Here is a 24,811-nt window from a genome sequence, read left to right on the forward strand (position 1 = left end):
GCCGAGGCGTTTCAGCCATTTAATCAGTTTTTGTTTTCTGGATGTTGTTTCCATTATTCACTGATTATCTGGTAGATTTTAAAATCGCTGCGCATTGGTGCGGGTTTTCCTTCCGCCTTTGCTTTTGCCAGGTCTTCAAAGCCGCGCCTGTGGCCGGCGATAAAGGCTTCTGATTTCGTCCAGTCTTTAAATGCCTGTTCATGCTCCCAATAGCTGACAATCAGGTAATCATCTTCCGGTTTGGCTGGCCGCAATACATGCATGTTGATAAAACCGGGCATGGAGTCAATGGCATGTGCCCTGGAGGAAAACAGTTGCTCAAATCTTTCGGCGTAATCGCTGTTACATTGTATGTAATTGATAGCCACAAAATGCTTGTTCATAGTCAGTTTATTTTTTGATACACCAAAAGTAATTGTGTCACGATTATGTCATGCGCCTATTCGGGAATATCACTTACCATATCCGGAAAATAAGTGCTGACGCGGTTTTTTCCTTTCGTGGTTGCTTTTTCTCCGGTCATGGTCATTGGTATTATTCACCTTTGCGTCATCAATTATTGTTATGCTGTTTAAGAATTTTTTTTGGAAGATGTCTGTGTCATTTGCTGCTGCGCTGCTGATGGCTTCCTGCTCCGGCAAAGACAATGATGCCCTGCAACCGGCAGATGCGGCTATTACTATACGTGACCTGCCTGCAGATACTGCAGCCTCCATGGGAGAAGGAGTAGACGGAAAAGAAAAGCGTCCTTTTTATACGACGACTTTTAGTTTCAAGAACCAGCAAACGCATGTGATACGTAATGCAGCAGATTCTGCCAGCTATCTGCAGAATGCCGACTGGGACATTGCCTTCTCAAAAGAGTATAACTCTTTTGTGGTGATTAATAATGGTAAGATAGCCGGCACGCCTGGTTATAAAGGCCCCGGAGTGGGCAACCTGGTAATTGTGGAACAGCCATTTGATAACGTTACCACAGCGCCGTCCGATGAAGTGTTTCAGAGCCAGGGACTGGCGGGTGTTGGTTGGGACAACGGCAATGGCCTGGGATGGTTTTTCTATTCACTGAATAATCATATATGCGTTCCAGTTAGAAACCGGACTTTCGTGCTGAAAACGGCGACCGGCAATTTTGCAAAACTGGAAATACTAAATATCTATAAAGGTAATCCACCGGTGGTAACAGATCTGTTCTGGCCGGCGCCTTACCTTACCTTCCGCTATTTCGTACAAACAGACGGTAGCCGGAATCTTAAAAACAGGTAATCATCTTCAGAAATTCCAATCATTATGATTTCGCAATCTTCATGGCGAACAGCTATTGCTATGCTATTATTTGCCTGCTCTATGGCAGCCTGCTCAAAGAGCGATAATAACGACACCGTTGATCCCGGTGACGGCGATACCGGCTCAGTAAAAACGGGCGTTTACCAGGTGGTAAACCTGGTGGCCGACACCAGTGCAACTTCCGGCGGCAATGCCGAATCACTTTATTACAGCCTGGAAGAAAACAAAGTGATCCCTGCATCATTGAAGCAAACCAATAAATGGGACATCGTTTTTTATGGTATCTACAACAGCAGCATCTATCCCAATAACGGCGCTGCTGCTGGCTCTCCGGGATATGGTGGCCCCGGTAATGCTAAACTCTATGTGATCACCGACCGTAAATTTGATGCGCAGTATTATGATACCATCAACTTCAAACCAAAGATACTGCCTATCGCCCGCGATCTCTGGACAACCGCATTCAAATCCGTTAAAACCGTACCTGTTACAGACGAACAAATGGTGATGAGAGACGCCGGACTGGATCATTTCCAGAATAATTTCGACGGATGGGGATATTACGATTTCTATGGCAGCCTTTTCCCCGATAATCCCAAAAAAGCACACGTGGTGTATGCCATGCCAAGAGTGATCGTGGTAAAAACCACCAAAGGGCACTACGCCAAAGTGATCATCGAAAATATTTATAAAGATAATCCGCTGGATCCCAACAGGGACAATAAGCCCGGATATGTAACCTTCCGTTACGCCATCCAGATGGACGGTAGCAAAAACCTGGACATTCAATAATACAGAGATGAAGAAATTTTACTACACACTGCTGGCATTATTTTTTATGCTGCCGGCCTGTACCAAAACAGACATAGTTCCATTCACACCGGAAACGGACAACCAGTTGCTGGAATACAAAATTGTGAATGTGCAGGGAAGTCCTATTTATGGTGCTATCAATCAGCAAGACAGCTCCATTACCGTTTATCTGCCATTTTACCTGCAGCTGATTACTTTGGAACCTGAGATGAAAGTAAGCGACGGCGCCACCGTTACACCGGTCTCCGGTACCATGATTGAAGACTTGCTGGATCTCTTCCACAAAGGACGCGAGATAAAATACAATGTGAAAGGGAAAGATGGAAAAGTGAAAACCTATACGCTGCACGTCCAGGTACAACAACCGGACCTCATCCTGCAGGAAGTAAGCACGGATGCCGACAATCCGAATACCTATTCCCTTAACATGAATCTTGATTTTGATTCTTTCTCCTTTGGACTGGATGGCGCCGGCTTTGCGGCCGACCTGGACATGATCAGGGTGATGCTGGTGGATGAACAGAACAAGGAATACGGCCCGCTCAATATCAGCACATTCAATACAACCGACCTGACACGTTTAGACTTCACCGTTATACGCTACAAGGAGCAGTCGGACCCGATCCTTGCTATGCTACCAGCAGAAGGTCTTTACAGGATCAGGGTGTATTCCTACGCAAAGGTGGCCACCACAAAAAATCCAATCCGTATTAATCTGCTCAACAAGAAATAATTAATCAACGACATGAACCGTATTACCAGACTTATATATTGGGGATTACTCACTGCCGGCATAGCGCTGATAACATCCTGCAAAAAGGAAACAGCATATGCTGATTCTCCCTATAATAAGATAGAAAACTTCGCTATAACCACCAGCGGTACTGGCTTGATCAACGCGGCTATAAACGGCGACAGCATCCTGGTTTACTGGCCTGCCTATGCAGCACTTCCCGCAACGGTATCCCCGGTGATCCGTGTTTCGGATAATGCTACCATTACTCCTGCTTCCGGTACTCCGGTGAACCTGGTTACAGGCACAAAGTTTACTGTTAAATCGCAAAGCGGCGCCGTCAAAGATTATTTCCTGAAGCTGGTGCTTAATCAACCCGGTATTCAGTTTAATGAAAACATTTCTTACACGGCACCGAAAGGCGGTACATTCTCCATCAGCACTAACAGGGATGTAAAATACCTGGTAGAAGATGTTGCCAGTACAAAAGCCTGGCTGGTGAATACAGCCGGTAAAGAAGAAGCATTGAATATAGTATTCCAGGTAAGAAATAATATTCACTATGTGGATGTCACTATTCCTGAAAATATCAGCTTCAGCGAAGGGGCGTATAAACTGAAGTTTACCAGCGGCCAGGTATCGGCTGTCACCGGTGAAGCATTGGTGGGAATCATCTATCCTGAAAGCAGGCGTCCTAAAGCCGCTCCTTTAACCACCTCCATTACTGTAAAACGAAGCGGCAACATTACTTTCTCCGGAACCAGCTTTGTGGATATGAAAGATGCCAGGGTGTACGGCTATAAGGCCGACTGGTCCGAACGCGAGATCGGTACGTTTACGCTGGAAAGTTTTACAGAAACAACAGCCACTTACAAGGTGCCGGCCGATTTCCCCAAAGGCACCTACGAATTGGGTGGCTTTGATGATAAAGGTATGGGGATACAACTTCGTACCAGCGATTTCTTCTCCTTCTGGAGCTGGATGAACACCCGGAAAAACTATGTGGAAGTAACCGGATCTGTGACGATCACGATTACCGATTAACCATAAACTTATTATAGCAGTATTCCTTTTTTAATCATTATTAATTTAAACCCTATCGTAATGACCAGATTAACCAGAAACCTTTCAAAATTATCATGGGTGTTGTTGGGAACAGGAGCCATGTTCCTCGCATCCTGCTCCAAAAACAATGATGTTGCCGCTCCCGGCCTGCAGTCAGTGAATGGCCGTGTACAGGCAGATGTTGTTGTTCCTGATGGCGGCAGCGTTGATATTACCAATAACAATGGCCAGGGTAAAGTGTACCGCACTGGTACTGTTTACCGCGTTGAAAATTTTAAGCAAATTTATTCAACCGATCCGGGTCAGCCAGCCAATGGCACTTTCTTCTGGCGTTTTTCAGATAACGATGCCGGAACTCCCGCCAGCTACAATATCAAATTCTCTGGCGTCGCTACAGGTGATATTACCGCCGGCGGCACAGACGAGCTGCGTTTTGTAGACAAAGCATTTTCAAGTGTGGTAGCCGCCGACTGGACTACCGCTACCGTACCTGTTGCCAATACAATTGGTATGAATACCGTAGTAGGTACAGGTATACCTCCTGCAGTATCAGCGCTCGCCAACGGCAAGGGCTGGTATATTTACAACTGGAGTGCAGGACATACCGTTACACCTGTTAGCGGTCGTACGCTGTTATTCAAATCCGGTACCACTGTGGTAGCATTTGAGATCATCTCTATCTACCAGAACCAGGTTACAGGTGGTACTTTCCCATATTATCATTTCCGTTACAAAACTTTATAGTAGTCAATGGGAATTACTGCTGTAATGCTTCCTTGATAAAAAGAAAAGCGGCTGTGGAAACAGTCGCTTTTCTTTTTAGATTGTTATAAGTTTGGGTATGGAAAATTTATTGAGATATATCCATTCTCTAACCGGCTTCTCACCAGGCAACTGGCGGGCACTTGAGCCAGCATTAACAACAATTGTATTCTCCAAAGATGAATACCTTTTGCAGGCAGGGAAAGTATGTGATGCGTTGTTTTTTGTGAGCAGCGGCTACTGCAGGGCCTTCTACAACAAAGACGGGCAGGATATCAACACGGCCTTCTTTTTTGAAAATGACATCGCTACCAATATCAATAGTCTGGCTACTGGCGAAAAGTCGGATTTCTCCATCCAGGCATCGGAGCCGCTGACTGCTATACGGTTTGATATAAAGAAGCTGCGCGAAGTATCCCTGCTGGACCCTGCCATAGAAGCGCTGGGCCGGAAATGTCTTCAGCAGATTGCCGCAAAGCAGGAAAAGCATGCGGCTATGTTTAAATTAATGAGTCCGCAGGAGCGGTACGAATTTCTTGAAGAGCATGACCCCGGTTTGTTGCAGCGGGTGTCGCTTACACAGCTATCTTCTTACCTCGGCGTGGCGCGGGAAACATTAAGCCGCATCCGCAGCAGGAGATAGGTACACTGTTTGTGACGATTGTCACAGGTTAAAATGGCTGGATCTGCGGACCTTTACGCCATCATTTTTAACTATTTAACAGCAGTGTATATGAATACAACAGAAACAGTATTGCGCTTTATCAATTCGTTAAATGAAGAAGATTTCGCCACCGCGCGCGAATGTGTAACAGACGATCTTACGTTTACCGGCGTGCTGGGAACCCGTCATGGCGCTGATGCCTATTTCACCGATATGGAACGGATGAAACTGAAATACAACATCAGGAAGGTATTTGCCGATGGCAACGACGTGTGCCTCTGGTACGACGTGATCATGGATAATAAACCCATATTAAGCTGCGGCTGGTACCAGCTGGAGCAGGGACGTATCCGCTCGTTCCAGGTGGTGTTTGACCCACGGCCACTGTTTGAGACGGCGAAATAGTTTCCCGGTAATAGCGTGGCAGTTCCACGCTATTACTTTATTTTTCCTCATTGCGTAAGTAATTTTCCCAATTGCGTAACCCCGCTATTCACGCTGACGGTAGTTTTGTTTCGCTTAAACACAACTACTACGATGAACCATTTTTACGTAATGAGAGATATGCTGAAAGGTATTGTCCGCCGGCATTTGAATTCAGTTCTATTGATACTTTGCCTGTTTGTACCCGTTATTGCGCAGGCGCAAAAACAGGGTCCGGGCGCAGTAACCGGGATTATCCTCAGCCAGGAAGGGAAACCTGCCGAGGCGGTTACGGTGGCGGTTCCTGCATTGAATAAAGGAACCACTACTGATACGGAAGGACGTTTCCTGTTGTCAGATATTCCTGCAGGTAGCTACCTGCTCCGCGTTTCAGGCGTGGGCGTTAAACAAGAGGAACGGAAAGTAACGGTACGCAACGGAAGAACCACCGTGGCCGATTTTACCCTGGTACAAATTGCCGGCGAACTGTTAGAGGTGTCTGTAACCGAGAAGAAAAACCGTTATAAGGCAGATGTTCCTTCTTCTTCGCTACGGCTGAATGAACCTTTGAAAGAAATTCCACAGAATGTACAGATTATCACTTCCCGCGTAATGGCCGATCAGCAAATGCTGACAATGGCAGATGGTGTGAATAGACTGGTGAGCGGCGCCACCCGCGTAGAACACTGGGCAGATCTGTACACCCGTATCAATACCCGCGGGTCCCGTGCCAGCGCTTTTCGTAATGGCGTGAACGTTACCTCCAGCTGGGGCCCACTCAATGAAGATATGAGCATGGTGGACCATATTGAATTTGTAAAAGGCCCCGCCGGTTTTATGATGAGCAATGGCGAACCCAGCGGAATTTATAATGTGGTAACAAAAAAGCCTACCGGTGCGGGTTTTAACGGAGAAGCTTCCTTTACCCTCGGCAGCTTCGACCTGTACCGCGCTTCACTGGACCTGGACGGGAAACTGGAAAAAACCGGGAAGCTGCTTTATCGTTTGAATGTAATGGGGCAGAATAAAAACTCTTTCCGTCCTTATGAATACAACAACCGCTACGTGGTAGCGCCGGCTATCACCTATAAGATCAGCGATCAAACCACCCTTACCGCGGAATATACCTACCAGCATGTGAAGATGTCTGATCCGGGAAGCGCTTATTCCTTTGCGAAGGAAGGATATGGTGTGCTCCCGCGGGATTTTACCCTGGTAAGCGCCGGTCTTACCCCCACCAATATCGATGATCACAGCGTCTTTGTTAACTTACAGCACCAGATCAGCAATCAATGGAAACTTACTACGCAGTTGTCTTATTTTAACTATACACAACGCGGCGCCAACGTATGGCCGGATGCCGTGAACCCCGATGGTACCATGATCCGGGGAATAGGCAGCTGGGATGCCAAAAGCGAATATAAATTCGGACAGGCATATGTAAATGGCGACGTACAAACCGGTAAAATACGCCACCGTATTCTCGGGGGACTGGATATGGGGATCAAAAATTTCATGGCCGATTTCGGTCAGTATTTCCTGCTCGATTCTGTGGGAGGGGAATTTGATTCACACCATCCCAATTATGGTCCGCCTAATAACGGGTATCCTGTTTGGGACTGGAGTACACCATTGGAACAGCGTAATCCCAACATTAACGACCAGTCTTATACAGGATTGTATTTGCAGGACGAACTGGGCTTCCTGGAAAACAGGATCCGGTTAACGCTGGCAGGCCGCTATACCTATGTAAAGCAAAATGAAGGTGGCCCTTCCTATGATGCAAAGAAATTCACACCGCGCGTGGGATTGAGCGTTTCTATCGATAAACAGACATCCGCATATGCACTGTACGATCAGTCGTTTATTCCGCAAACCGGTTTCATGAGAGACAGCAGCAAGATCAAACCTAAAACAGGCAACAACCTGGAGGTTGGATTAAAAAGAGACTGGATGGATAGTAAGTGGAGTACCACTTTATCCGTTTATCGCATTATCCGGAAGGATGAATTAAGATCAGATCCTGATAATCAGCAGAACGAACAGTTCTCCGTGGTGTTGGGGCAAACCAAAACACAGGGAATAGAATTCGATATGAAAGGAGAATTGTTGCCGGGATTAAATCTCCTGGTCAATTACGCCTATACCGATTCTAAAATCGATGAAGCTACCAAAGCAATACCAGATCTGAAGGTAGGCGACCGTGTTCCGGGTTATGCAACGCATAACGTGAACGCCTGGCTGAGTTATAAGCTGGAACAGGGCGTGTTAAAAGGACTCGGCTTTTCCGGAGGCTTCAGTTATATGAAGGACCGCGATACCTGGACCGCAACAAGCGCTGCTAATTTGATTGGTTTACCGGATTACTTCCGGCTGGATGGCAGTGTTTTCTGGGAGAAGGGTAAGATCCGGGTAACCGCCAATATTTATAATATACTTGATAAATATCTTTATTCCGGTACTTATGAAGACTGGGGAGGGTACTACTCCTGGCAAACAGAGGCCGGGCGTAATTTCAGGTTTAACGTGGCTTACCGCTTCTGATATCTCCCGAAGAAAAAATAAAAAACCGGTTTATCTCAAACCGGTTTTTTATTTTGCAGAAGAAGTGAACAATAAAAAAACAACAATGAAAATCGACCTGTGCTTCCGTTACTGGAAAAAGGTGAGCCTCACCGGCATATGTATAATAGCGGGAGTGCTGGTATCCCGCGCACAAACCGGCAACCAGGCGCTCCTGCTGGATGGCAACGACAATAATCCCTGTATCGGTATGGATATCATCCGGAAACAATGGACGGTGGAAGCCTGGATTAAAGGGAATGATAACATTTGGAAGGCGAAAGAGGTGATTATTGGCGGAGGCGAATATTCGGAGTATCCTCATGTTGACAATCGCCCGTTAATGATCCAAAACGGTCATCTGCACAGCGAAAAAGCACATATAACTGCAACGGGTATACTGGATAGCAACTGGCATCATGTGGCCGCTACCTGCAATGGGGCGGAAACCAAACTGTATCTCGATGGGAGGGAAGTGGGTCGCGCAAAAGGCGCCGTAGATATATTGCCCGGGGCCATAGGCACCAATGATATGGATTCCAGCACCTTTGGCGGCTGCATAGATGAAGTGAGGATATGGACAGTGGCGTTATCGCCGGCTGCCATCCGCCAATGGATGTATCAGCCGCTGAGTGCCCGTCATCCTGGTTTCAAAGCGTTGAAAGGCTATTATACTTTTGATGATATGCAGGATGATGTAAGCCTTAACCTGGTTGGGAAAGGCCACCAGGCGTATCATATGAGGAATACCCGGAAGAACTATAAAGGGAAATTACCTTTAGCCACGTTGGTGAAAAATGATAACCCTTTGTTTAAAACGCCCACCGGCAAACAACAATTGTTTAACGCAGTTACTATACAAAGCGAATGGGATGCGGATCAGGGCAGCACTAACGACCAGGTACTTAAATTGCGTATAGTCGCCAACGGTAGTAAGGATCCGCTGAAGTTAACCGCTTTGCAACTGGATCTGTCGCGTAACACCAACTTATCTGATATTGCAGCGGTGCATGTATATTATGCCGGCAAATCGCCGCGTTCCGCTACCAGGAAGGAATTGTCCGGGTCCGGAAAAGTACCGCAGCAGCGCATGCAAATAATTTTGCCTCCGGCAGATGGATATACCTTACAAGACGGGGTAAATTATTTCCTGGTAACTTTTGATGTAAAGAAAGAAGCAGTGGCAGGAGATACTTTGTATGCAGATGTTGCTTCCTTTGCCTTAAACGGTGTGGCCTACACGCCGCAGGCTGCACACTCCAATATTGTAAAAACGGTGGTGTCTTCTTCCGCTACCAGTCCGTATACGGTAAAGCTGCTGCAGTGGAACATCTGGCATGGCGGCGTGCATGTGGGCAACAACGGTCCCAACCGGATAAAGGAATTATTGCTGCGAACCAATGCCGATATTATCAGTATGCAGGAAGCCTATGGTACGCAACAGTTTCTGAATGATACGCTGGAGTTCCACTTGCAAACATCTGCTCCGGGCGCTAACCTGGCGTTGTTCAGCAGGTATCCGCTGGAGAAGCATTCCTCTAATGATAATTTCAAATCCAACACGGCTGTGGTTCAGCTGCCAGGTAACCGTAAAGTACTTATCGGCAACTGGTGGCTGAGATATGCCTATAAACATGAGTACACCGACTTTTATCCTATTCCGGGCTTAAACACTAACGACTGGGTGAAGGAAGACAGTGAACTAGCGGTAACGGATGCACGAAAAAACCTGGAGCAGGATATTGACCCGGTGGTAACGGAAGATACATCATTGCCGGTGATACTGGCCGGTGACTTTAATTCAGGGAGCCACCTCGACTGGACGGAGAGAGCAGCATTTTTACACTATGGATATGGTCCGGTGTTATTGCCGGCTTCCAGGTTCATGCTGGAACGGGGCTACCGCGATAGTTACCGGGAATTGCAGCCCAATGAAGTAACGCACCAGGGAGGTACTTTCGCCGCTATTTACGGGCATCTGCAAACGTCGCGGATAGATTTTATTTATTATAAAGGCCCGGGCATTAAAGCGGTGTCTTCCAAAATTATCAGAACAGCGCCGGAGATAGATGATGTGTGGGCATCTGATCATGCGGCAGTATTAACGGTATTTGATATCAGGTGAGGATCTTAGTGCCAGTGTTGCTGGATGGCTTCCATCGACTGGCCCTTGGTTTCCGGTACCAGTTTGTATACCGTTATAAAAGCAAATACACAGCATAAGGAAAAGCACCAGAATGTTTGAGGTGTTCCTATAGATGCCAGCATGATGGGCGTTAGCTGTCCCATGATAGCGTCGGCCGTCCACATCACCATAATGCTGAGTGACAGTGCTTTTGCGCGGATGCTGTCGGGGAATATTTCCGCAGCAATCACAAACTTCAACGGCCCGATGGAAAAAGCAAAACAAGCCAGGAAAGCCAATACACAAAGCAGGAGATAGATGCCGTTCACGGCGCCTGCGTAAAAGCAGATGCCTGTCAGCAGCAGGCTCACCGCAGCTCCGGCGGTACCCCACAGGTATAAGGGGCGCCGGCCAAGACTATCCACTTTCCAGATAGCAATAAAAGTAAAGAGCACATTTGCCGCGCCGAAAAACAACTGGCTGATAAGAGAGCTGTTCAGTGTAAGGCCCGACTGGTGCAGGATAGTAGGCCCATAATAAATAATAGCATTAATGCCACTGAACTGCGAAAACAACGGCAGCAGGATAGCAATCAATAAAGCCCGGCGGAAACGTGGCGCTAATAACTGCGTATACCCGGTGGCGTTAGCTGTTGTGGTGATGTACTGTTGCTTCAGCCACCGCGGACTTTCCGGGATAAAAGTAATGCCTAGTAAAAAAAGCAGTGCCGGGAAAATACCTACCCCAAACATTTTGCGCCATACTTCCAGGCCGGTGATCAGCCCCCAGCCGTTTTGAGACGGGGTAGCGGCGTACTTCAGCAGCAGGGCATTGCTGCCATAAGCGCTGAAAATACCAATGGTAACGGCCAGCTGATAATAGGTAACTAACCGGCCCCGCAGGTGATCGGGGGCAATTTCAGAAAGATAGAGCGGCACTACGCTGGAGGCGATGCCTACCGCCATACCGCCGAGGATGCGTGCTGCAATGAGCCAGGAGAATACCGGGATAAAAGTGCAGCCCAGCGCCGTGAGTACAAACAGTACTGCCGACAGGAACAATAGTTTTTTCCTGCCGAGGCGGTCGCTGATGTCGCCGGCAAAAATTACCCCAACAATACAACCCGCCAGCGCCGATGAAACAAACCAACCCAGTTGTGCAGGCGATAAGGAAAACCGGTGCTCCACAAAGGGCAGGATGCCGGATACCACGGCCATATCAAAACCAAAGAGGAAGCCGCCCAGGGAGGCTACCAGTGTAATGAAGGTGAGATGTTGGCCTTGTTGCTGCATGTTCAGGTGGATGCTATTTGTTGATAAACCGGATGCGATGGCTTTAAAAATGCTTTGATCAGTTTCACCTGTTCCCCGTTATTGCTGGTGATCCGGCAGGCTACCGCCGCTGCCGGTATCACAAAAGTTTCAGCATAATGATATATTATCGTATGCCCGTTGGCGGTAGTAACCGTTACGGAACTGCCTTCTACCAGCATCATCACCAGGCAGTTGCCGTTGGTGGTGATATTTACGCTGGTGCTGAATTCCAGCCGGTGTACATCATAAAAATGCGCTGCATGTGTAGGCAGATGCACCAGTTGGTAATCTGCCTCCTGCTCTATTATCACCGGTGCAGCAATCAGTTGTTCTTTTACGGCTTTGCCCTGCCTGCTGAAATCCAGGTTATAAAAGGCGTGATCGATATTGATGGCCCTGGGTTTCCCATCCAGACCGGGCCGCAGCCAGTCGTACATTTTAAACGTAAAAATGTATGGAGTGGCGCTGATCTCCAGTACCAGGTTATTGGCGCCGGCGCTGTGTACCGTTCCGTTAGGCACCAGGAACAAGGTATGTTTATCTGCCGTATGTTGCTGTACAAAATCCGTTATTTCTATGGGAATACCAAGATCCCGGCTGTTTTCAAGTTTGGTTCTGAACACTCCCGGATTAATCTCATCCTGGAAGCCGAGGTACACGGTGGCGCCGGCTTTACAATCCAGGATATAGTAGGTTTCATCCTGTGTGAATGTTTCACCGAAATGCGTACGGATATAATCCATTGAAGGGTGGCATTGAATGGAGAGGTTGCCGCCGTCAAATGTATCGAGGAAGTCGAAGCGGATAGGGAATTCATATTTAAAGATACCGGCATGATTGCCCAGGATGGCGGTGTGTTGTGCATACATCAGCCATTCAAAGGGAATTTCCATCAGGGAGCCATCGCTTTCAAAGAGCACCCCGTTTTCCGGAACAATCAATTCAAATGACCAGGCGTAATTTATCTCTTCCGTGTTAATGCCATTGATATGTGTTTTCAGCCACTGGCCGCCCCAGGCGCCGGCTTCAAACCATGGCCGCACCCGGAAAGTAGAATGGACCAGCTGGTAAATGCCTGCCTGTAGATCTTTATTAAATGCCCAGGCAATATGATCCGGCCATTGGGTATCGGCTATGATGTGAATGCGTGGCAGCAGGGTTTGTTTGTAGTTATTGAGCACCACCCAATCCACAAAGTAAAACCGTTTATACATTTCAGCGCTGCCACCGGCAGTATTGCTGCCGAAGTTAGTGATAGTGCCGGCGCGCATGCGGTACTGGAGTTCGTTTTTTGGAAGATCCAGGTATATCACCGGGGCAGTGGCGTGAGTGAGCGCGGCGCCACTGCCTGATACGATATGAAGATCATAAGGACCATCGAAAGATAACGCTGCCAGTTTTTCATCATCAAAGAAATCAGTGATCTGTAAAGAAGTTTTTGTACCCCACACATCGCCTTCATTGCCAATAAAAGGGCCGACCAGTTCCTGTATACAATCGTTGCTTTTTAGCAGGCCCTGCGTATCATGCCACTTAACGTTAATGCCTATACGTGCAAATTCCAGTTTCAGTGCTGTATGGATCTTATCCCAGAAAATGCCTGCATAGCCGTCTATCAGTACCAGCGGATGCTGTACCATCCACCTGGCCAGTGATTCATAGCCTGTCTGTATCTTTCCATGGCCGAGCGGATGGGCCGGGTACCTGTTATAGGTACCGGGTGGTGGGGTTGCTGCATGTTCCGGCAGCAAGGGTTGTGCTGATTCTCGCCAGATCATAATCTTATTTTTTTGCCACACGGACCATTATTATTCCTTTACCGGGAATGGTGAAACTATCCGGAAGTGTGTGCTTGTTTGTTTCCAGTATGTCGCTTTCTGAAATATTTAAAGCGGTGGATTTATTTTTTGATGTTAGTGTAACCGTGGCCGTATGACCGGAAGTATTTACCAGTTGCAGCAATACACCATTGCCATCTGCTGCGGGGTAGAGGTTTTCCACATATATATTTTTCCCGCTGATGTTAAAGAACAGGCTCTCCGAAGGAGCGCCATCTGCAGCTGTAACAACCGGTGGCAGATGATTTTCCAGCCCGTTATTGTTAACGTCTGCGGCATCAAACGGGCCGTGTACCTGCAGGTAATAATGAAAGGTAGTGATCCCTTCCTGGTCTCTACGGAAATTGGTGTGCCACAGGTTGTTCATTACCCAGGAAGAGATAAGGGGTTGCTGCTCTGTAAACGAAATCCAGCGGGGAGAGCTATGTAACCCGCCGAGCAGCCCCGCGGTGGGGTACTGCCCGATTTCAAACAGGGGCGCATCGGGGCTCGACCAGGTAACGCCCGTATTTTTCCCGGATACATCTACCCAACGTTGCTGCGTATACCAGTTCCTGTTAGTATGGGGTAACTGGTCTGCTTCGGCAGCGATACTTCCCCACGGGATGCTGTAACGCACCTGTGCGCCGGGAATACGGAAGGGAAATACAAAGTGTACGCTTTCTTTACTGCCAATGGCAGTTTTATCGATGGTGTTAATGAGTGTAACCTGGTCGGTGCCTGCGGTGAGTTGTATTTCGCGGCTGAGTGAGCGCGCGCCGGGTGCCGGTGTGTTGATCACCAGGCTTACTACCAGCGGGCCTTTTTCTTTGATATGAATATCCGCCGGTCCGCTGTATTGTATTTTTTCCGCGGAGTCGCCGGGCATATAAGTGTATTGGTTCAATCCGGCGGAGTCGGCAAAGTTGCCGCTATAGCCCTTTTTAAGAAGCTGGGTGATGTTGCCGGTCTTTGGGTCTACCCGGACGGAATAAATGCCGTTATCGAGGCTGTAATCCGTAACAGTTGCTTTTTTAAGCGAGGCTCCATTGCCTGCGTGAATAGTAAAACGCTGTTTGGAGAAAGGAGGGAGCGCTGTTGCCAGGAAGGCCAATTCACCGGTGCTGAGCCTTTGCGATGGTAATTTTCTGCCGTTGAGGTCTTTCACGAGATCGCCCGAAGTGCTGAGGGCGGCAGGTATGCGCACCAATGCGGTGCGGGAATGACCGAGGGTATTGTAAACGTCTATGGCTTGTACGCCTGTGGCACTGCCGGTATATCCGTTGCCGTTAGTACTGCTGCGCAGCAGCGCTTCCGACCGGGCCCGGGCATCCAGTGCAAAGGCTTGTTTAAACTGCCACTGGGCTACGGCTTTGGGATCCTGCGGGTTAGATACGCTGTTGAAAGCGCCCCAGGTATGTTCATTGAACATGATGAGGTCCGTCCAGGTATTACGGAAAGAGTCCGCAGGGTAGCCGGATTTCCCCCTGATAGCCCAGATGGCGCCGGCCTGTTGCAACCGGTCAGATGCGTTCCGGTTGATGGCGGTTTCTTTCGCAGCTGAGGCGATGCCATCTGTCCAGTATTCGGTGTAGTCGCCGCTGAGCACCGGGATTTTGTCTTTCCATCCGGCTTCAAAGTCGTGAAAGAATTGCTTTACCGAGGTGATAATAAGTTTGGGAGATGTATACCGCTCATTCCATGCTTTTACAGCGTCCGGCAGCTCAGGGTCTATGGGTGCATTATCGCTCATGGCCCAGGTGAGGAGCGTCATGTTATAGGGGAAGTGGTTATGTTCCAGCTGGGAGAGATAGTCAAAAAGATAGGGGTTGAGAAAATTTTCACTGGGTTTGCCGGTGTAATACGGCTTGGGATCTTCTATGGTAAAGAAGTTGGGTATTTTGCTTCCTTTCAGCGTATAGCCGATAGAGTAGGGCGACGACTGCCAGAAGAGAACCTGTTGCTTGCCGGAGGCATCCTGCCAGTAGAAGGGTTTATCGCGCCATTGCCCGGAGCTGCCGATGCGGTCGTTGGCGTTGGGCGCGCTGAGGAAGTATTTCATACCGGTAATGGCCGACTGGCTGATCAGTCCCCATGAGGCGCCGGGAACATCTCCCTGGAACATGGTGTTGATGGTAATGCCATAGTCTTTTGCAAGCCGCGCGCCTGTAGCAAACAGTTGCAGCAGTTGTGCAGGAGAAGTGGCGCTGGTATTGGTATTGGCGTAAGCGCCGTCGAGATTGATCCATCCTTTTTTAACGGCTTCGCGGAATGCCTGTTTCTTTTCATCGCTGGCGGCGGCAAGGTATTTATCTACCACCCAAAGGGCTTCCGTGTTCCATTTGAAGCGGGCTTCCGGCGGATAGCCGGCCGTACGGGCGGCTATTTTAATGGCTTCATCGATGTTGTTCATATGAATGGCCAGCACTTTCGCCTGTACGTTGGTATACCCTACATCCACATGCGAGTGGGGCATGAGGTATACATTCCATTGCCGGGTGGGTGAAACAATACACCGGGCGGTATAGGTTTGTCCGCCGCTTTGCAGGCGAACAAACAGCTGGGTGTCTTTGTCTACGGCTTCGCCGGGCAGCGGCAGTTCATAATCCTGGATGCCATCCGGGTTGGCCGGCAGCGCAAGACTATCCTCATGCCCATTAAAATACATATACACCATTGCCGACTGGTAGCTTTTGCCGCCGTGGAAGTGCATGCGTACCATTCGGGCGGGAGCGCCATGATGATTCAGGTAAGCGATGGTGGGTTGCAGTTCTATGCTGGTAAAGGGCGCCTGCTGCTGTGATAAATCAGCGCCGGCCTGGTAAAGGGCTAAATCCCTGTTGTATGTACCGGGAAATTTCAGGCCCCGTGCGCTTACGCCGGCGGCCAGAAAGCAGCTACATAACAGGAGTTTTGCTATTATATGCTTCATATGTACAAACATACATACATATTTCAATATTCTGAAAGGAATCTGGAATTGGTCGCTGAGCGTTAGGATCGTTCCCGGTAAAAGAAAATGGGAAGATGCACGCATCTTCCCATCTCCGGATAATAAAATAATATCCGCTGTTAGAATCCCGGGTTGTTAGGTAACAACTTCGGGTTCACATCACTTTCCTGTTTCGGAACAGGAAACAGCAATTGTTTTGCTGCGAACGTAGCGCCGAATACGGTTCTATGTCCAACAAAATTATCCCAGTTGCCGGTCACATCGTTATGCACTTTCCGGGTCCGGATCATATCGAACCACATTTTATTTTCAAAGCAAAGTTCAAAATAACGCTGCAGCCATACTTCCTGTTCAAAAGCGGCTTGTGACATAGTAGATAGCGGCGCCAGTTTAGCGCGGGCGCGAATCGCATTTACATAACTGATGGCACTTGCATTCGGACCACCTCCTGCGCGGTTGGAAGCTTCAGCATACATCAGGTATACATCTGCCAGGCGGTAAAGGGTATAGTTGAGATCTGATTTTGCAGTGCTTGTCACCGCTAAAACATCAAACCATTTGTAAATATACCGGCCTTTAAAGGTAATGGTATCAGTACTGGGCGCTTTCTTCTTGTACTTGGTGTAAAAGAATTGTCTTTCCTGTATCCTTTTATCACCGGCAGGGAACGATGCAATAAACTGCGGGGTAGGGTATACGGATCCATACTCATCAGAATATTGTGAAATACCTGCGTAGTTGGGAATGGTAAGCGGCGTAAGCGGATTAAGGCTTGGTACGGCAGCCGCGTACTGTACCTGGAAAATGAACTCCCCAAGGTTTTTATTAGCCGGGTTGATCATGTCTGTGTATTCCGGGAACAGCGTATAACCGCCGTTGTCAATTACTGACTTGGAAGCAGCGGCAGACAGCGCATAGTACTGGTTACCTCCGTTAATAGCAGCACCGGCGTAGGTCAGGTATACATCCGCGAGAAGCGATTGAACGAGTCCCATCGATACTTTACCGGTTTTATCTGACCAGGGCAATGTTGATTTTGCCGCAGTGAGCAGATCCGGGATAATGATCTCATCATAAATCGCCTTTGCCTCTGTACGGGGCAGATTCAGGTTCAGGTCTTTAGGCACCTCGGTTACTTTTGGCACTGCACCGTACAATCTTACCAGGTGAAAATAATAAAGTGCCCGCAGGGTATGCGCTTCTGCCAGCATATTGGTTTTATCCGCATCAGACACGGCTGCCTGCGGCAGCTTTTCGAGGGCCAGGTTACAGGCGCCTACGCCCAGGTATAAACGTTGCCACCAGGTATCCACATAAAAGGAGGTGGCGTTATAGCTGAGATTCTGAAAAGAAGCAAACCCGGTTTGCCCGAGATCACTGTTGGCCTTGCCGGTCATGAACTCCATCAGGTTGTAGACGTTACCGCCATAGGAAGATGGTTGTCCCTGTAAGAAACCCTGCAGGTACTGGTAAGAACCGTTTGCCAGCGCGCGTGCTACTTTAGGATCGGAGAGGTCGGCATCCGGCGGCAGAAAATTCGTGGGTTTTTGTTCCAGGAATTTTTTGCAGGAGCAACTGAGCAACACCAGCAACGCGAGTATGATATGTTTAGTCGTTTTCATTTTCATATTTTTTTAATCACTAAAAAGGTTATCACATCAACGGGTATACGATTTCATCAGAAATCAAGATTCACACCCAGGTTCCACACGCGCGGGCGGGGATAAGGGAAGAAGTCGATGTTCTGGGAGAAGCCGGTGTTAGAGCCATAACCAAAATTGAAAGTGTCTACTTCAGGGTCATAACCGGTGTATTTGGTAATGAGGAAAAGATTTTGCACACTGCCATAAATACGGAACCTGCGGATATGGCTTCTCTGCATCCAGGATTCGGGGAAGGTATAACCCAGTGTGAAGTTTTGTCCCCTGATATAGGAACCATCTTCTACCCACCAGGTATCAAAATGGGAATCCTGTGTAAATTTATAGCTGCGCACCTGTGCAATATGTGTATTCTGATTTTCAGGTGTCCATGCATTCAATACGGTAGCCAGGCTGTTAGCCAGTGTTTGACGATCTTCCACAGAGTGTTTGAAAGCAGCAGCTGTATTCACGCCCTGTACAAAACGGATGTCAAAAGTAAAGTCCCATCCTTTGTATTTAATGGTGCTGCTGAAAGTACCGGTCCATTTTGGATAGGCGCGGCCAATGATATCATACACTGCATTACCGGCAGAATCGTATTCGTATTTTCTGTCGCCGGGCAACAGGGAATGTTTGGCTGCTTCTGCGGCTTCGTCACTACCATAGGTACCTAACCTTTTCATTCCATAAAAAGAACCGATAGGCTCACCTACGCGCAGGATATTGGTTTGACCCAGGAAGTTGGGGCCAGGGAAGATATCCGCGTTACCATCGTTGAGGGTGAGGATCTTATTTTTATTGGTAGCAAAAACGAAAGTAGTGGACCAGGTGAAGTTTGGTTTCTGGATGTTCACCGTATTCAGGTTTACTTCCAGACCGGTGTTTCTTACTTCACCTACGTTTTTATACACATTGGACGTGAACATACCGGCAGACCATGGAATAGGTGTTGCCAGCAGGAGGTCCGATGTTTTACGGTTATAATAATCCACGTTCAGGTTAATGCGGTTGTCTAACATCACCAGTTCCACGCCGGCATCTATCTGGTTGGAACGTTCCCATTTAAGATCCGGGTTACCTATATACCCAGGTACCAGGGTAGGCTGATTGGCGCCGCCAATTACGGTTTGATCGGGACGATACTGTGGAGAGTACTGGAACTGACCAATTTCCTGGTTACCGGAAGTACCGTAGCTGGCGCGGATCTTCAGGTTGTTGATGGTTTTACTGCCCTTCAGGAAGTCTTCCTCAGAAACACGCCATGCTGCCGCAACAGATGGGAAGAACGCGAACTGGTTGTCTTTACTGAATTTGGAAGAACCATCATATCTCGCGGTAGCAGTAAAGAGGTATTTATTCTTCAGGTTATAATTAACACGGCCATAGTAGGAGTTCATCGACCAGGGCTGGGTTTCTGAAGTAATGTTGTTACGTACAGATCCTGCGGCCAGCGAATTCCACTGGAAGTAATCAGACAGGAAATTCTGTGTTTCCGCCAGCGCATTTTCATTGGTGTATTGCAGGAAGGAAATACCTACTACCGCATTCAGGCTGTTGTTATTTTTGAACTGCTTGTTATAGGTAAGATAGTTTTCCGACTGCCAGTATTTACCATAGTTATTGGTGATCCTGGCTACACCGCCCTGATCCTGCGACAGGTGAGGCAGGTTGCCGGCGGAATAGAAATTGGCTTTATTGCTGATCTGGTCGTAACCAAAGTCAGTTTTAAAGTTCAGATCCTTGTTGATCTGAAACTGCATATAGAAATTGCCCAGCGTATGCACCTGGTTATTGAGGGTATACCTGTTCTGCGCAATCTGTACTGGGTTTGGACCACCTTCCAGTCCGGGTATATCGTAGTTGCCGGCCCACTTACCGTCAGGATACCTTACCGGTACAATAGGTACTTCTTCCGTAACCATTCTTGGTACGTTTAAGGAACCATTACCATCAGATACTACTCTTTGTGTGCTGGATACAATGTTCAGGCTACCGCCAATTTTCAGCCAGTCTTTTACCTGGTCATCGAAAGTGGCCCTGGCAGAGTATCTTCTGAACCATGATTCTATCATCAAACCATTCTGATCCAGGTAACCGAGTGAGGCGCTATAGAGTAATTTATCCGTACCGCCCTGGAAGTTCACCTGGTGGCTGGTAGACACTGCCGGTTTGTAGGTTTCTTTTTCCCAGTTGGTGTTGTACAGCGGTTTGTCGTTCTCGTCAAACAGCAATGGAAAATGTTCGTGATCCAGTATAGCGGTTGGCGTCCAGGTGCCATGATCCGGATCAAACTTGGTGGCATTGGCAAATGCTTCGTTGTATACTTTTACAAATTGCTCTGAATTTAAGGTGGGGAGATGACTGGCCAGTGTACTTACGTTTACATCACCCTGGTAGCTTACCTGGGTAGGACCGGCTTTACCACGTTTGGTAGTGATCATAATTACACCGTTGGCGCCTCTCGCACCATAAATAGCAGTAGAGGAAGCGTCTTTCAGTACTTCAATGGAGGCGATATCATTTGGGTTGAGCGCATTGGCATCAACACCCGCCACACCATCTACTACATACAAAGGATCCACGAAAGAGTTGATAGAACCGATACCGCGGATACGTACCTTCGCTGCCTGGCCGGGGGCGCTGCTGTTGATGTTTACGTCCACGCCGGCCACCTTGCCCTGTAAGGCCTGCGAGATATTTGGAACGGGTTTGTCCATCACCTGCTCACCTTTGAGAGACGCTACTGCGCCGGTGAGATCAGACTTTTTTACCGAACCATAACCAATTACCACGAGGTCGCTTAAGGTATTCACCTGTACTTCCAGTGATACATTGATGTTGGTTTGACTCCCCACCCTGACCTCTTTGGTGGCGAATCCGGTGAACGAGAATACCAGCACGGCGTTTTCGTTGGGCACCGACAGGGAATATACGCCGTCTACGTTGGCGATGGTTCCGCTGGAAGTACCTTTAATGGCCACCGTAGTATTTGGAATTACGGATCCATCGGCGGCGCTGGTGACTTTACCGCTTATTTTAATCTGGGCCATTGCATGCATAGAGAGTAGCAGGCATGCAAGCACATAAAAAAGTTTTGCTTTCATAACAAGTCTTTAGAGATGAGGTAATATTAGCCGGTGTGTTTCAGTTGATAGTGATCACAGGATCTGTACGTGGAAGTCCCCGTGATAACAAGTGAGATTAGGTTTTAAGATCATGGTAATGATATGTTTTTTAATAAGATCCGGTTGACGAATAAATAATGAATGAGCAGGCCCAATTGTTTATTCTACTGCTGATTAATTGCCCACTTCTTCAAAAGCGTAATGGCATCCGATAAAACACCTGCTTCGCCCCGAAAATTTCCTGATCCTTTTGGCGTGCCAGTCTGAACGTCGTACCATTCAAAGAATCCGTTTTGAGCAATGACGCGATCCGTCATGGGTTTAAGCTCCGCGATGGCTTCCTGTATAAATCCGTTTATGATGAGGGCCTGGATCATGCGTCCACCAAACCAGGTCCAGTCGCCCGCGTTCTGATACACATAAGGATGCATATTCGGGAACTCCTTTGCCGGGTAAGGAGGATACACCGTGATCCCTATGGTGGCGAATTTTTCTTTGGCGGCGGCCTGTATCATTTGCCGGTTAATGGCCGCTATTTCTTTTGATGTATGAAATCCTGCCAGTATTGCGCAGGCAGTGCCTCCTGTGTAGAGGATTTCTTTTTCGTTGAATGAGGGGGAAAACGGGCTTCCGTTCAAATAAAGATGTGGTATGTATTTCTGTGCCCTGTTATCCCATAAATGTTTGCGTACATTTTTCCGGATATCCGTTGCTATTTTGTGCCAGTCTCTCTGTGCCTGATAGTCTTTTGGTTTGATCGCCAGGAAATCCTGTATAGCGATCACAAACATGGCGTTATCGTATATATCAACCGCCCATTTCGTTTTTTCATTGATCGCCACGCCCCACCCGGTTTCCGGTTGCACATCGCCCCAGTCGATGGTGGTAGCGCCTTTAATCAGCCCGTATTTTTCTGACCAACGCTCCTTTAGCAGATAGGCCATAGAGGCTTCCATCCGTTGCAAAATCGTTTTATCATTTATGGCCAAAAAAAGGAAGGCTTCGTCGCCTGTAACAGCGATATATTTCCTTACTGCCTGGATCAGGGAGGATTCCTGATCGGTTTCCACTGTATTTTTATGAGCCGCCCATTGAGGAGCCAGGTCGGAATACCTGTATTGGTAGCCTACATTGGCCTTCTCGCGCGGAATAACGCCATCAGGAATATTTCCATCTGCGCCCTGCATCCGGAAAAACAACAGCAGCATTTCCTTTACCTGGTCGTGCGGCAATACTTGCAGGGAACCATTGATGAAAGTGTTGAAATCCCTGATCCATACTTCTCCGTAGGAAGTGCCGGCAGAGAAACCGGTGAGTAATCTTAATGCGCGGGCTTGTACTGTATCCAGCCGGCTGTCTGCCAATACAGCCGTCGCCAGGGTCCTGGTATTATTCTGGGCAGTCACGTTTCCTGAAAGGAATACAGGAGCGGTGATACCAGCAATAATGGGAATTATAGAAAGGGTTTTTTTCATAATGTGGCCCTGGATATTATGTACAAACATATAAACATAAATTAATTAATGCAAGAAAAGTTTTTAACATTACCTTAACGCGTAATTTATCTTGTAAGTAATTGATTATCTGTTGTCTATATGATGATGGATTGTAAGATGTGGATACCTTGCACGAATCCTGTTTTTTCAACCGGAGCATACATACGCCCAAAATAAGGTCGCCTAAAATTGTTTTTCTTGTTTATTTCCAGTTGCTTTGCAGGCATGAATTTGAGTATAGATCATAAAAATCCTTTACCACTTCATATACAGGCGGAAAACCTGTTGAGGAATATGATAAAAGATCCACAGTACGCCGGTGGAAAATTTTTACCCAACGAAGTTCAGTTAGCGAAACAACTCGCTATCTCCCGATCTACATTACGTCATGCTTTAAACAAACTTGTATACGAAGGATTGCTGACCCGTAAAAAAGGGGTAGGTACCAAAGTAGCGGAAGCGGCCATCAGCTCTAAATCCAAGAACTGGCTGAGCTTTACGCAGGAAATGACAGCGCGCGGTATCATCATCAAAAACTTTGAGCTGCATGTTACCTGGGTATTGCCCGATGAAACCATTGCCAACTTTTTCGAAATCAGTCCAACCAAAAAAGTGCTCAAACTGGAGCGCCTGAGAGGCAAGGCGGAAGGCCCTTTTGTATATTTCATTTCCTATTTCCATCCACGCGTGGGATTAACCGGGGAAGAGGATTTTAAACGTCCTTTGTACGATATCCTGGAGAAGGATTACATGACGGTAGCAACTTTATCGAAAGAAGAAATCAGCGCCAGGTCGGCCGACAAGTTTATTGCGGCTAAGCTGGAACTGGAACCTGGCCATCCTATCCTTGTAAGGAAACGGTTTGTATACGATCAGGGCGAACGCCCTATCGAATATAACCTGGGGTACTACCGCGCGGATAGCTTCGTGTACACGGTGGAAAGCAGAAGGGAATAATTTTATTTCATATAAATACAACGGCTCAGCATTAATACACAGGTATTAATACTGAGCCGTTTCGTTTTACGGTTACGGGCACTGTTTATAGCTTAGGAGCGGCTGCCACGTTTTTGGTAACTACCGGCCATACACCTGGTGCAGGCACGCTAACGCCTTTGTTGGAGCCTCTTACGCCTGCATCCTGTCCGAAGTAATACAGCGGCCAGCCTTTGTAGGTTAATTGTTTTTTACCGGCAACGGTGATGCTGCCAAATAATGTTTTATCAAGAGTAGAAGGCACTACGATCTGATCTGTTTCGTAGATTGGCCATACCGCATTATTGGAAAAATCAGGTTTGGTGAACTTGTTGATATTAAAGCTGTCTTTAGCAAAAGAGTAGAGCGTAACGCCCTTCCCATCAGTGAAGTATGTGGTTTTGGCGGTACCCTCGGTATGGTTTTCCAGGTAGTTTTTACCATCGGCGCCCACCAGCTGGGCATTGATCAGTTGTATGGTGTAATCGGGTTTCGCTACATACCATATATTACCAACGCCTTCCCCATCTGTTTTACCGGGGGCTTCACGTACATTAACGCCGCCTACGGCAGGTGCGAAGTAGTACAGTGGCCATCCTTTGTAGGCAGTTTGTTTTTTGCCTTCAGTAGTAGTGATAGTGGTGAAGTCTTTGATGTCCAGACCGGTTCCAAGTGCCGTTTGGGCAAGGTTATCACCGGCATAATAAATAGGCCATACCGCTGCGCATCCGCCGGCGCAGTTATTTTGGCCATTAAAGTCGTTGGAGAAATAATAGAGAGAATTACCGTCCACATCTGTCAGGTGATTTCCCAAAGTAGCGCTGGCACTGAGTTGTACCAAAGGTTTAGGCGCAGGAGTGTCGGGGTTATTATCGTTTCCGCCGCAGGCGCTGAAGAAAACGATACCAGACAAGGCTATCAATGAAAGCAGGGAATTTTTTACGCAGTTCATGCTGTTAAAATTTTTAGAAATTTGAAATAATCAATACGTAATTGCAGGTTGTTGATCCGTAACAACCTGGTTGGGCAATCCATACTTATGCGTATTCGTTAAA

18 protein-coding genes are annotated in these 24,811 nt (G+C 47.7%); 10 read left to right on the forward strand and 8 right to left on the reverse strand.

What is annotated here, in order from left to right; translation table 11 throughout:
• Nucleotides 1-53: 53 nt before the first annotated feature.
• Nucleotides 54-383 (reverse strand): antibiotic biosynthesis monooxygenase family protein, encoded by a 330-nt coding sequence (locus tag B5Z18_RS30895; RefSeq protein ID WP_079473431.1) that lies wholly within the window; start codon nt 381-383, stop codon nt 54-56.
• 208 nt (nt 384-591) lie between these two features.
• On the opposite strand from B5Z18_RS30895, the gene B5Z18_RS30900 reads away from it, so the two are divergent.
• The 9 genes from B5Z18_RS30900 to B5Z18_RS30940 all read left to right on the forward strand — a co-directional run bounded on the left by B5Z18_RS30900 (nt 592) and on the right by B5Z18_RS30940 (nt 10,434).
• Nucleotides 592-1,266: an HmuY family protein gene (locus tag B5Z18_RS30900; protein WP_143313755.1), complete on the forward strand. Its 675-nt coding sequence runs from the start codon at nt 592-594 to the stop codon at nt 1,264-1,266.
• 81 nt (nt 1,267-1,347) lie between these two features.
• Nucleotides 1,348-2,079, forward strand: coding sequence for an HmuY family protein (locus tag B5Z18_RS30905; protein WP_159454496.1), 732 nt, complete (start codon nt 1,348-1,350; stop codon nt 2,077-2,079).
• 7 nt (nt 2,080-2,086) lie between these two features.
• Entirely contained in the window at nt 2,087-2,833 is a 747-nt protein-coding gene (locus B5Z18_RS30910; RefSeq protein ID WP_079473434.1) for a hypothetical protein, read from the forward strand.
• 12 nt (nt 2,834-2,845) lie between these two features.
• Nucleotides 2,846-3,877, forward strand: coding sequence for a hypothetical protein (locus B5Z18_RS30915; protein WP_079473435.1), 1,032 nt, complete (start codon nt 2,846-2,848; stop codon nt 3,875-3,877).
• Between the two features lie 60 nt (nt 3,878-3,937).
• Nucleotides 3,938-4,642 (forward strand): hypothetical protein, encoded by a 705-nt coding sequence (locus B5Z18_RS30920; protein ID WP_079473436.1) that lies wholly within the window; start codon nt 3,938-3,940, stop codon nt 4,640-4,642.
• 97 nt (nt 4,643-4,739) lie between these two features.
• Nucleotides 4,740-5,303, forward strand: a complete 564-nt coding sequence (locus B5Z18_RS30925) for a Crp/Fnr family transcriptional regulator (protein WP_079473437.1) — start codon at nt 4,740-4,742, stop codon at nt 5,301-5,303.
• A gap of 90 nt (nt 5,304-5,393) precedes the next feature.
• Complete coding sequence (locus tag B5Z18_RS30930; protein WP_079473520.1) at nt 5,394-5,729, forward strand: nuclear transport factor 2 family protein; 336 nt, start codon at nt 5,394-5,396, stop codon at nt 5,727-5,729.
• A gap of 132 nt (nt 5,730-5,861) precedes the next feature.
• Nucleotides 5,862-8,291, forward strand: coding sequence for a TonB-dependent siderophore receptor (locus B5Z18_RS30935; protein WP_235016090.1), 2,430 nt, complete (start codon nt 5,862-5,864; stop codon nt 8,289-8,291).
• An 85-nt stretch (nt 8,292-8,376) separates the two neighbouring features.
• Nucleotides 8,377-10,434 carry an endonuclease/exonuclease/phosphatase family protein gene (locus tag B5Z18_RS30940; RefSeq protein WP_143313756.1) on the forward strand — a complete coding sequence of 686 codons (2,058 nt, stop codon included), beginning with the start codon at nt 8,377-8,379 and terminating at the stop codon, nt 10,432-10,434.
• A gap of 5 nt (nt 10,435-10,439) precedes the next feature.
• On the opposite strand, the gene B5Z18_RS30945 is transcribed toward B5Z18_RS30940, so the two are convergent.
• The 6 genes from B5Z18_RS30945 to B5Z18_RS30970 form a co-directional block, all read right to left on the reverse strand.
• Nucleotides 10,440-11,726 (reverse strand): MFS transporter, encoded by a 1,287-nt coding sequence (locus B5Z18_RS30945; protein WP_079473438.1) that lies wholly within the window; start codon nt 11,724-11,726, stop codon nt 10,440-10,442.
• A 2-nt stretch (nt 11,727-11,728) separates the two neighbouring features.
• Nucleotides 11,729-13,525, reverse strand: a complete 1,797-nt coding sequence (locus tag B5Z18_RS30950) for a class I mannose-6-phosphate isomerase (protein WP_079473439.1) — start codon at nt 13,523-13,525, stop codon at nt 11,729-11,731.
• A 4-nt stretch (nt 13,526-13,529) separates the two neighbouring features.
• Nucleotides 13,530-16,496, reverse strand: a complete 2,967-nt coding sequence (locus B5Z18_RS30955; protein WP_079473523.1) for a glycoside hydrolase family 38 N-terminal domain-containing protein — start codon at nt 16,494-16,496, stop codon at nt 13,530-13,532.
• 140 nt (nt 16,497-16,636) lie between these two features.
• Nucleotides 16,637-18,139: a RagB/SusD family nutrient uptake outer membrane protein gene (locus tag B5Z18_RS30960; protein ID WP_079473440.1), complete on the reverse strand. Its 1,503-nt coding sequence runs from the start codon at nt 18,137-18,139 to the stop codon at nt 16,637-16,639.
• A gap of 56 nt (nt 18,140-18,195) precedes the next feature.
• On the reverse strand, nt 18,196-21,264 hold the full coding sequence (locus tag B5Z18_RS30965; protein WP_079473441.1) for a SusC/RagA family TonB-linked outer membrane protein: 3,069 nt from the start codon (nt 21,262-21,264) through the stop codon (nt 18,196-18,198).
• A gap of 185 nt (nt 21,265-21,449) precedes the next feature.
• Nucleotides 21,450-22,760: a glucosidase family protein gene (locus tag B5Z18_RS30970; RefSeq protein WP_079473524.1), complete on the reverse strand. Its 1,311-nt coding sequence runs from the start codon at nt 22,758-22,760 to the stop codon at nt 21,450-21,452.
• A 246-nt stretch (nt 22,761-23,006) separates the two neighbouring features.
• On the opposite strand from B5Z18_RS30970, the gene B5Z18_RS30975 reads away from it, so the two are divergent.
• The gene (locus tag B5Z18_RS30975) at nt 23,007-23,738 is read left to right on the forward strand and encodes a GntR family transcriptional regulator (RefSeq protein WP_079473525.1); all 732 of its coding nucleotides are present in this window, start codon (nt 23,007-23,009) and stop codon (nt 23,736-23,738) included.
• An 85-nt stretch (nt 23,739-23,823) separates the two neighbouring features.
• Here the strand turns inward: B5Z18_RS30975 and B5Z18_RS30980 are convergent, their stop codons facing one another.
• Nucleotides 23,824-24,708, reverse strand: coding sequence for a COG4315 family predicted lipoprotein (locus B5Z18_RS30980; RefSeq protein ID WP_079473442.1), 885 nt, complete (start codon nt 24,706-24,708; stop codon nt 23,824-23,826).
• Nucleotides 24,709-24,811 lie beyond the last annotated feature (103 nt).

This window comes from Chitinophaga ginsengisegetis (genome assembly GCF_900168065.1).
GTDB classification, from domain to species: domain Bacteria; phylum Bacteroidota; class Bacteroidia; order Chitinophagales; family Chitinophagaceae; genus Chitinophaga; species Chitinophaga ginsengisegetis.

Coding starts and splice junctions, on each gene's coding strand:
- B5Z18_RS30895 (WP_079473431.1), bottom strand. CDS start 383: ATGAACAAGCATTTTGTGGCTATCAATTACATACAATGTAACAGCGAT.
- B5Z18_RS30900 (WP_143313755.1), top strand. CDS start 592: ATGTCTGTGTCATTTGCTGCTGCGCTGCTGATGGCTTCCTGCTCCGGC.
- B5Z18_RS30905 (WP_159454496.1), top strand. CDS start 1,348: ATGGCAGCCTGCTCAAAGAGCGATAATAACGACACCGTTGATCCCGGT.
- B5Z18_RS30910 (WP_079473434.1), top strand. CDS start 2,087: ATGAAGAAATTTTACTACACACTGCTGGCATTATTTTTTATGCTGCCG.
- B5Z18_RS30915 (WP_079473435.1), top strand. CDS start 2,846: ATGAACCGTATTACCAGACTTATATATTGGGGATTACTCACTGCCGGC.
- B5Z18_RS30920 (WP_079473436.1), top strand. CDS start 3,938: ATGACCAGATTAACCAGAAACCTTTCAAAATTATCATGGGTGTTGTTG.
- B5Z18_RS30925 (WP_079473437.1), top strand. CDS start 4,740: ATGGAAAATTTATTGAGATATATCCATTCTCTAACCGGCTTCTCACCA.
- B5Z18_RS30930 (WP_079473520.1), top strand. CDS start 5,394: ATGAATACAACAGAAACAGTATTGCGCTTTATCAATTCGTTAAATGAA.
- B5Z18_RS30935 (WP_235016090.1), top strand. CDS start 5,862: ATGAACCATTTTTACGTAATGAGAGATATGCTGAAAGGTATTGTCCGC.
- B5Z18_RS30940 (WP_143313756.1), top strand. CDS start 8,377: ATGAAAATCGACCTGTGCTTCCGTTACTGGAAAAAGGTGAGCCTCACC.
- B5Z18_RS30945 (WP_079473438.1), bottom strand. CDS start 11,726: ATGCAGCAACAAGGCCAACATCTCACCTTCATTACACTGGTAGCCTCC.
- B5Z18_RS30950 (WP_079473439.1), bottom strand. CDS start 13,525: ATGATCTGGCGAGAATCAGCACAACCCTTGCTGCCGGAACATGCAGCA.
- B5Z18_RS30955 (WP_079473523.1), bottom strand. CDS start 16,496: ATGAAGCATATAATAGCAAAACTCCTGTTATGTAGCTGCTTTCTGGCC.
- B5Z18_RS30960 (WP_079473440.1), bottom strand. CDS start 18,139: ATGAAAACGACTAAACATATCATACTCGCGTTGCTGGTGTTGCTCAGT.
- B5Z18_RS30965 (WP_079473441.1), bottom strand. CDS start 21,264: ATGAAAGCAAAACTTTTTTATGTGCTTGCATGCCTGCTACTCTCTATG.
- B5Z18_RS30970 (WP_079473524.1), bottom strand. CDS start 22,760: ATGAAAAAAACCCTTTCTATAATTCCCATTATTGCTGGTATCACCGCT.
- B5Z18_RS30975 (WP_079473525.1), top strand. CDS start 23,007: ATGAATTTGAGTATAGATCATAAAAATCCTTTACCACTTCATATACAG.
- B5Z18_RS30980 (WP_079473442.1), bottom strand. CDS start 24,708: ATGAACTGCGTAAAAAATTCCCTGCTTTCATTGATAGCCTTGTCTGGT.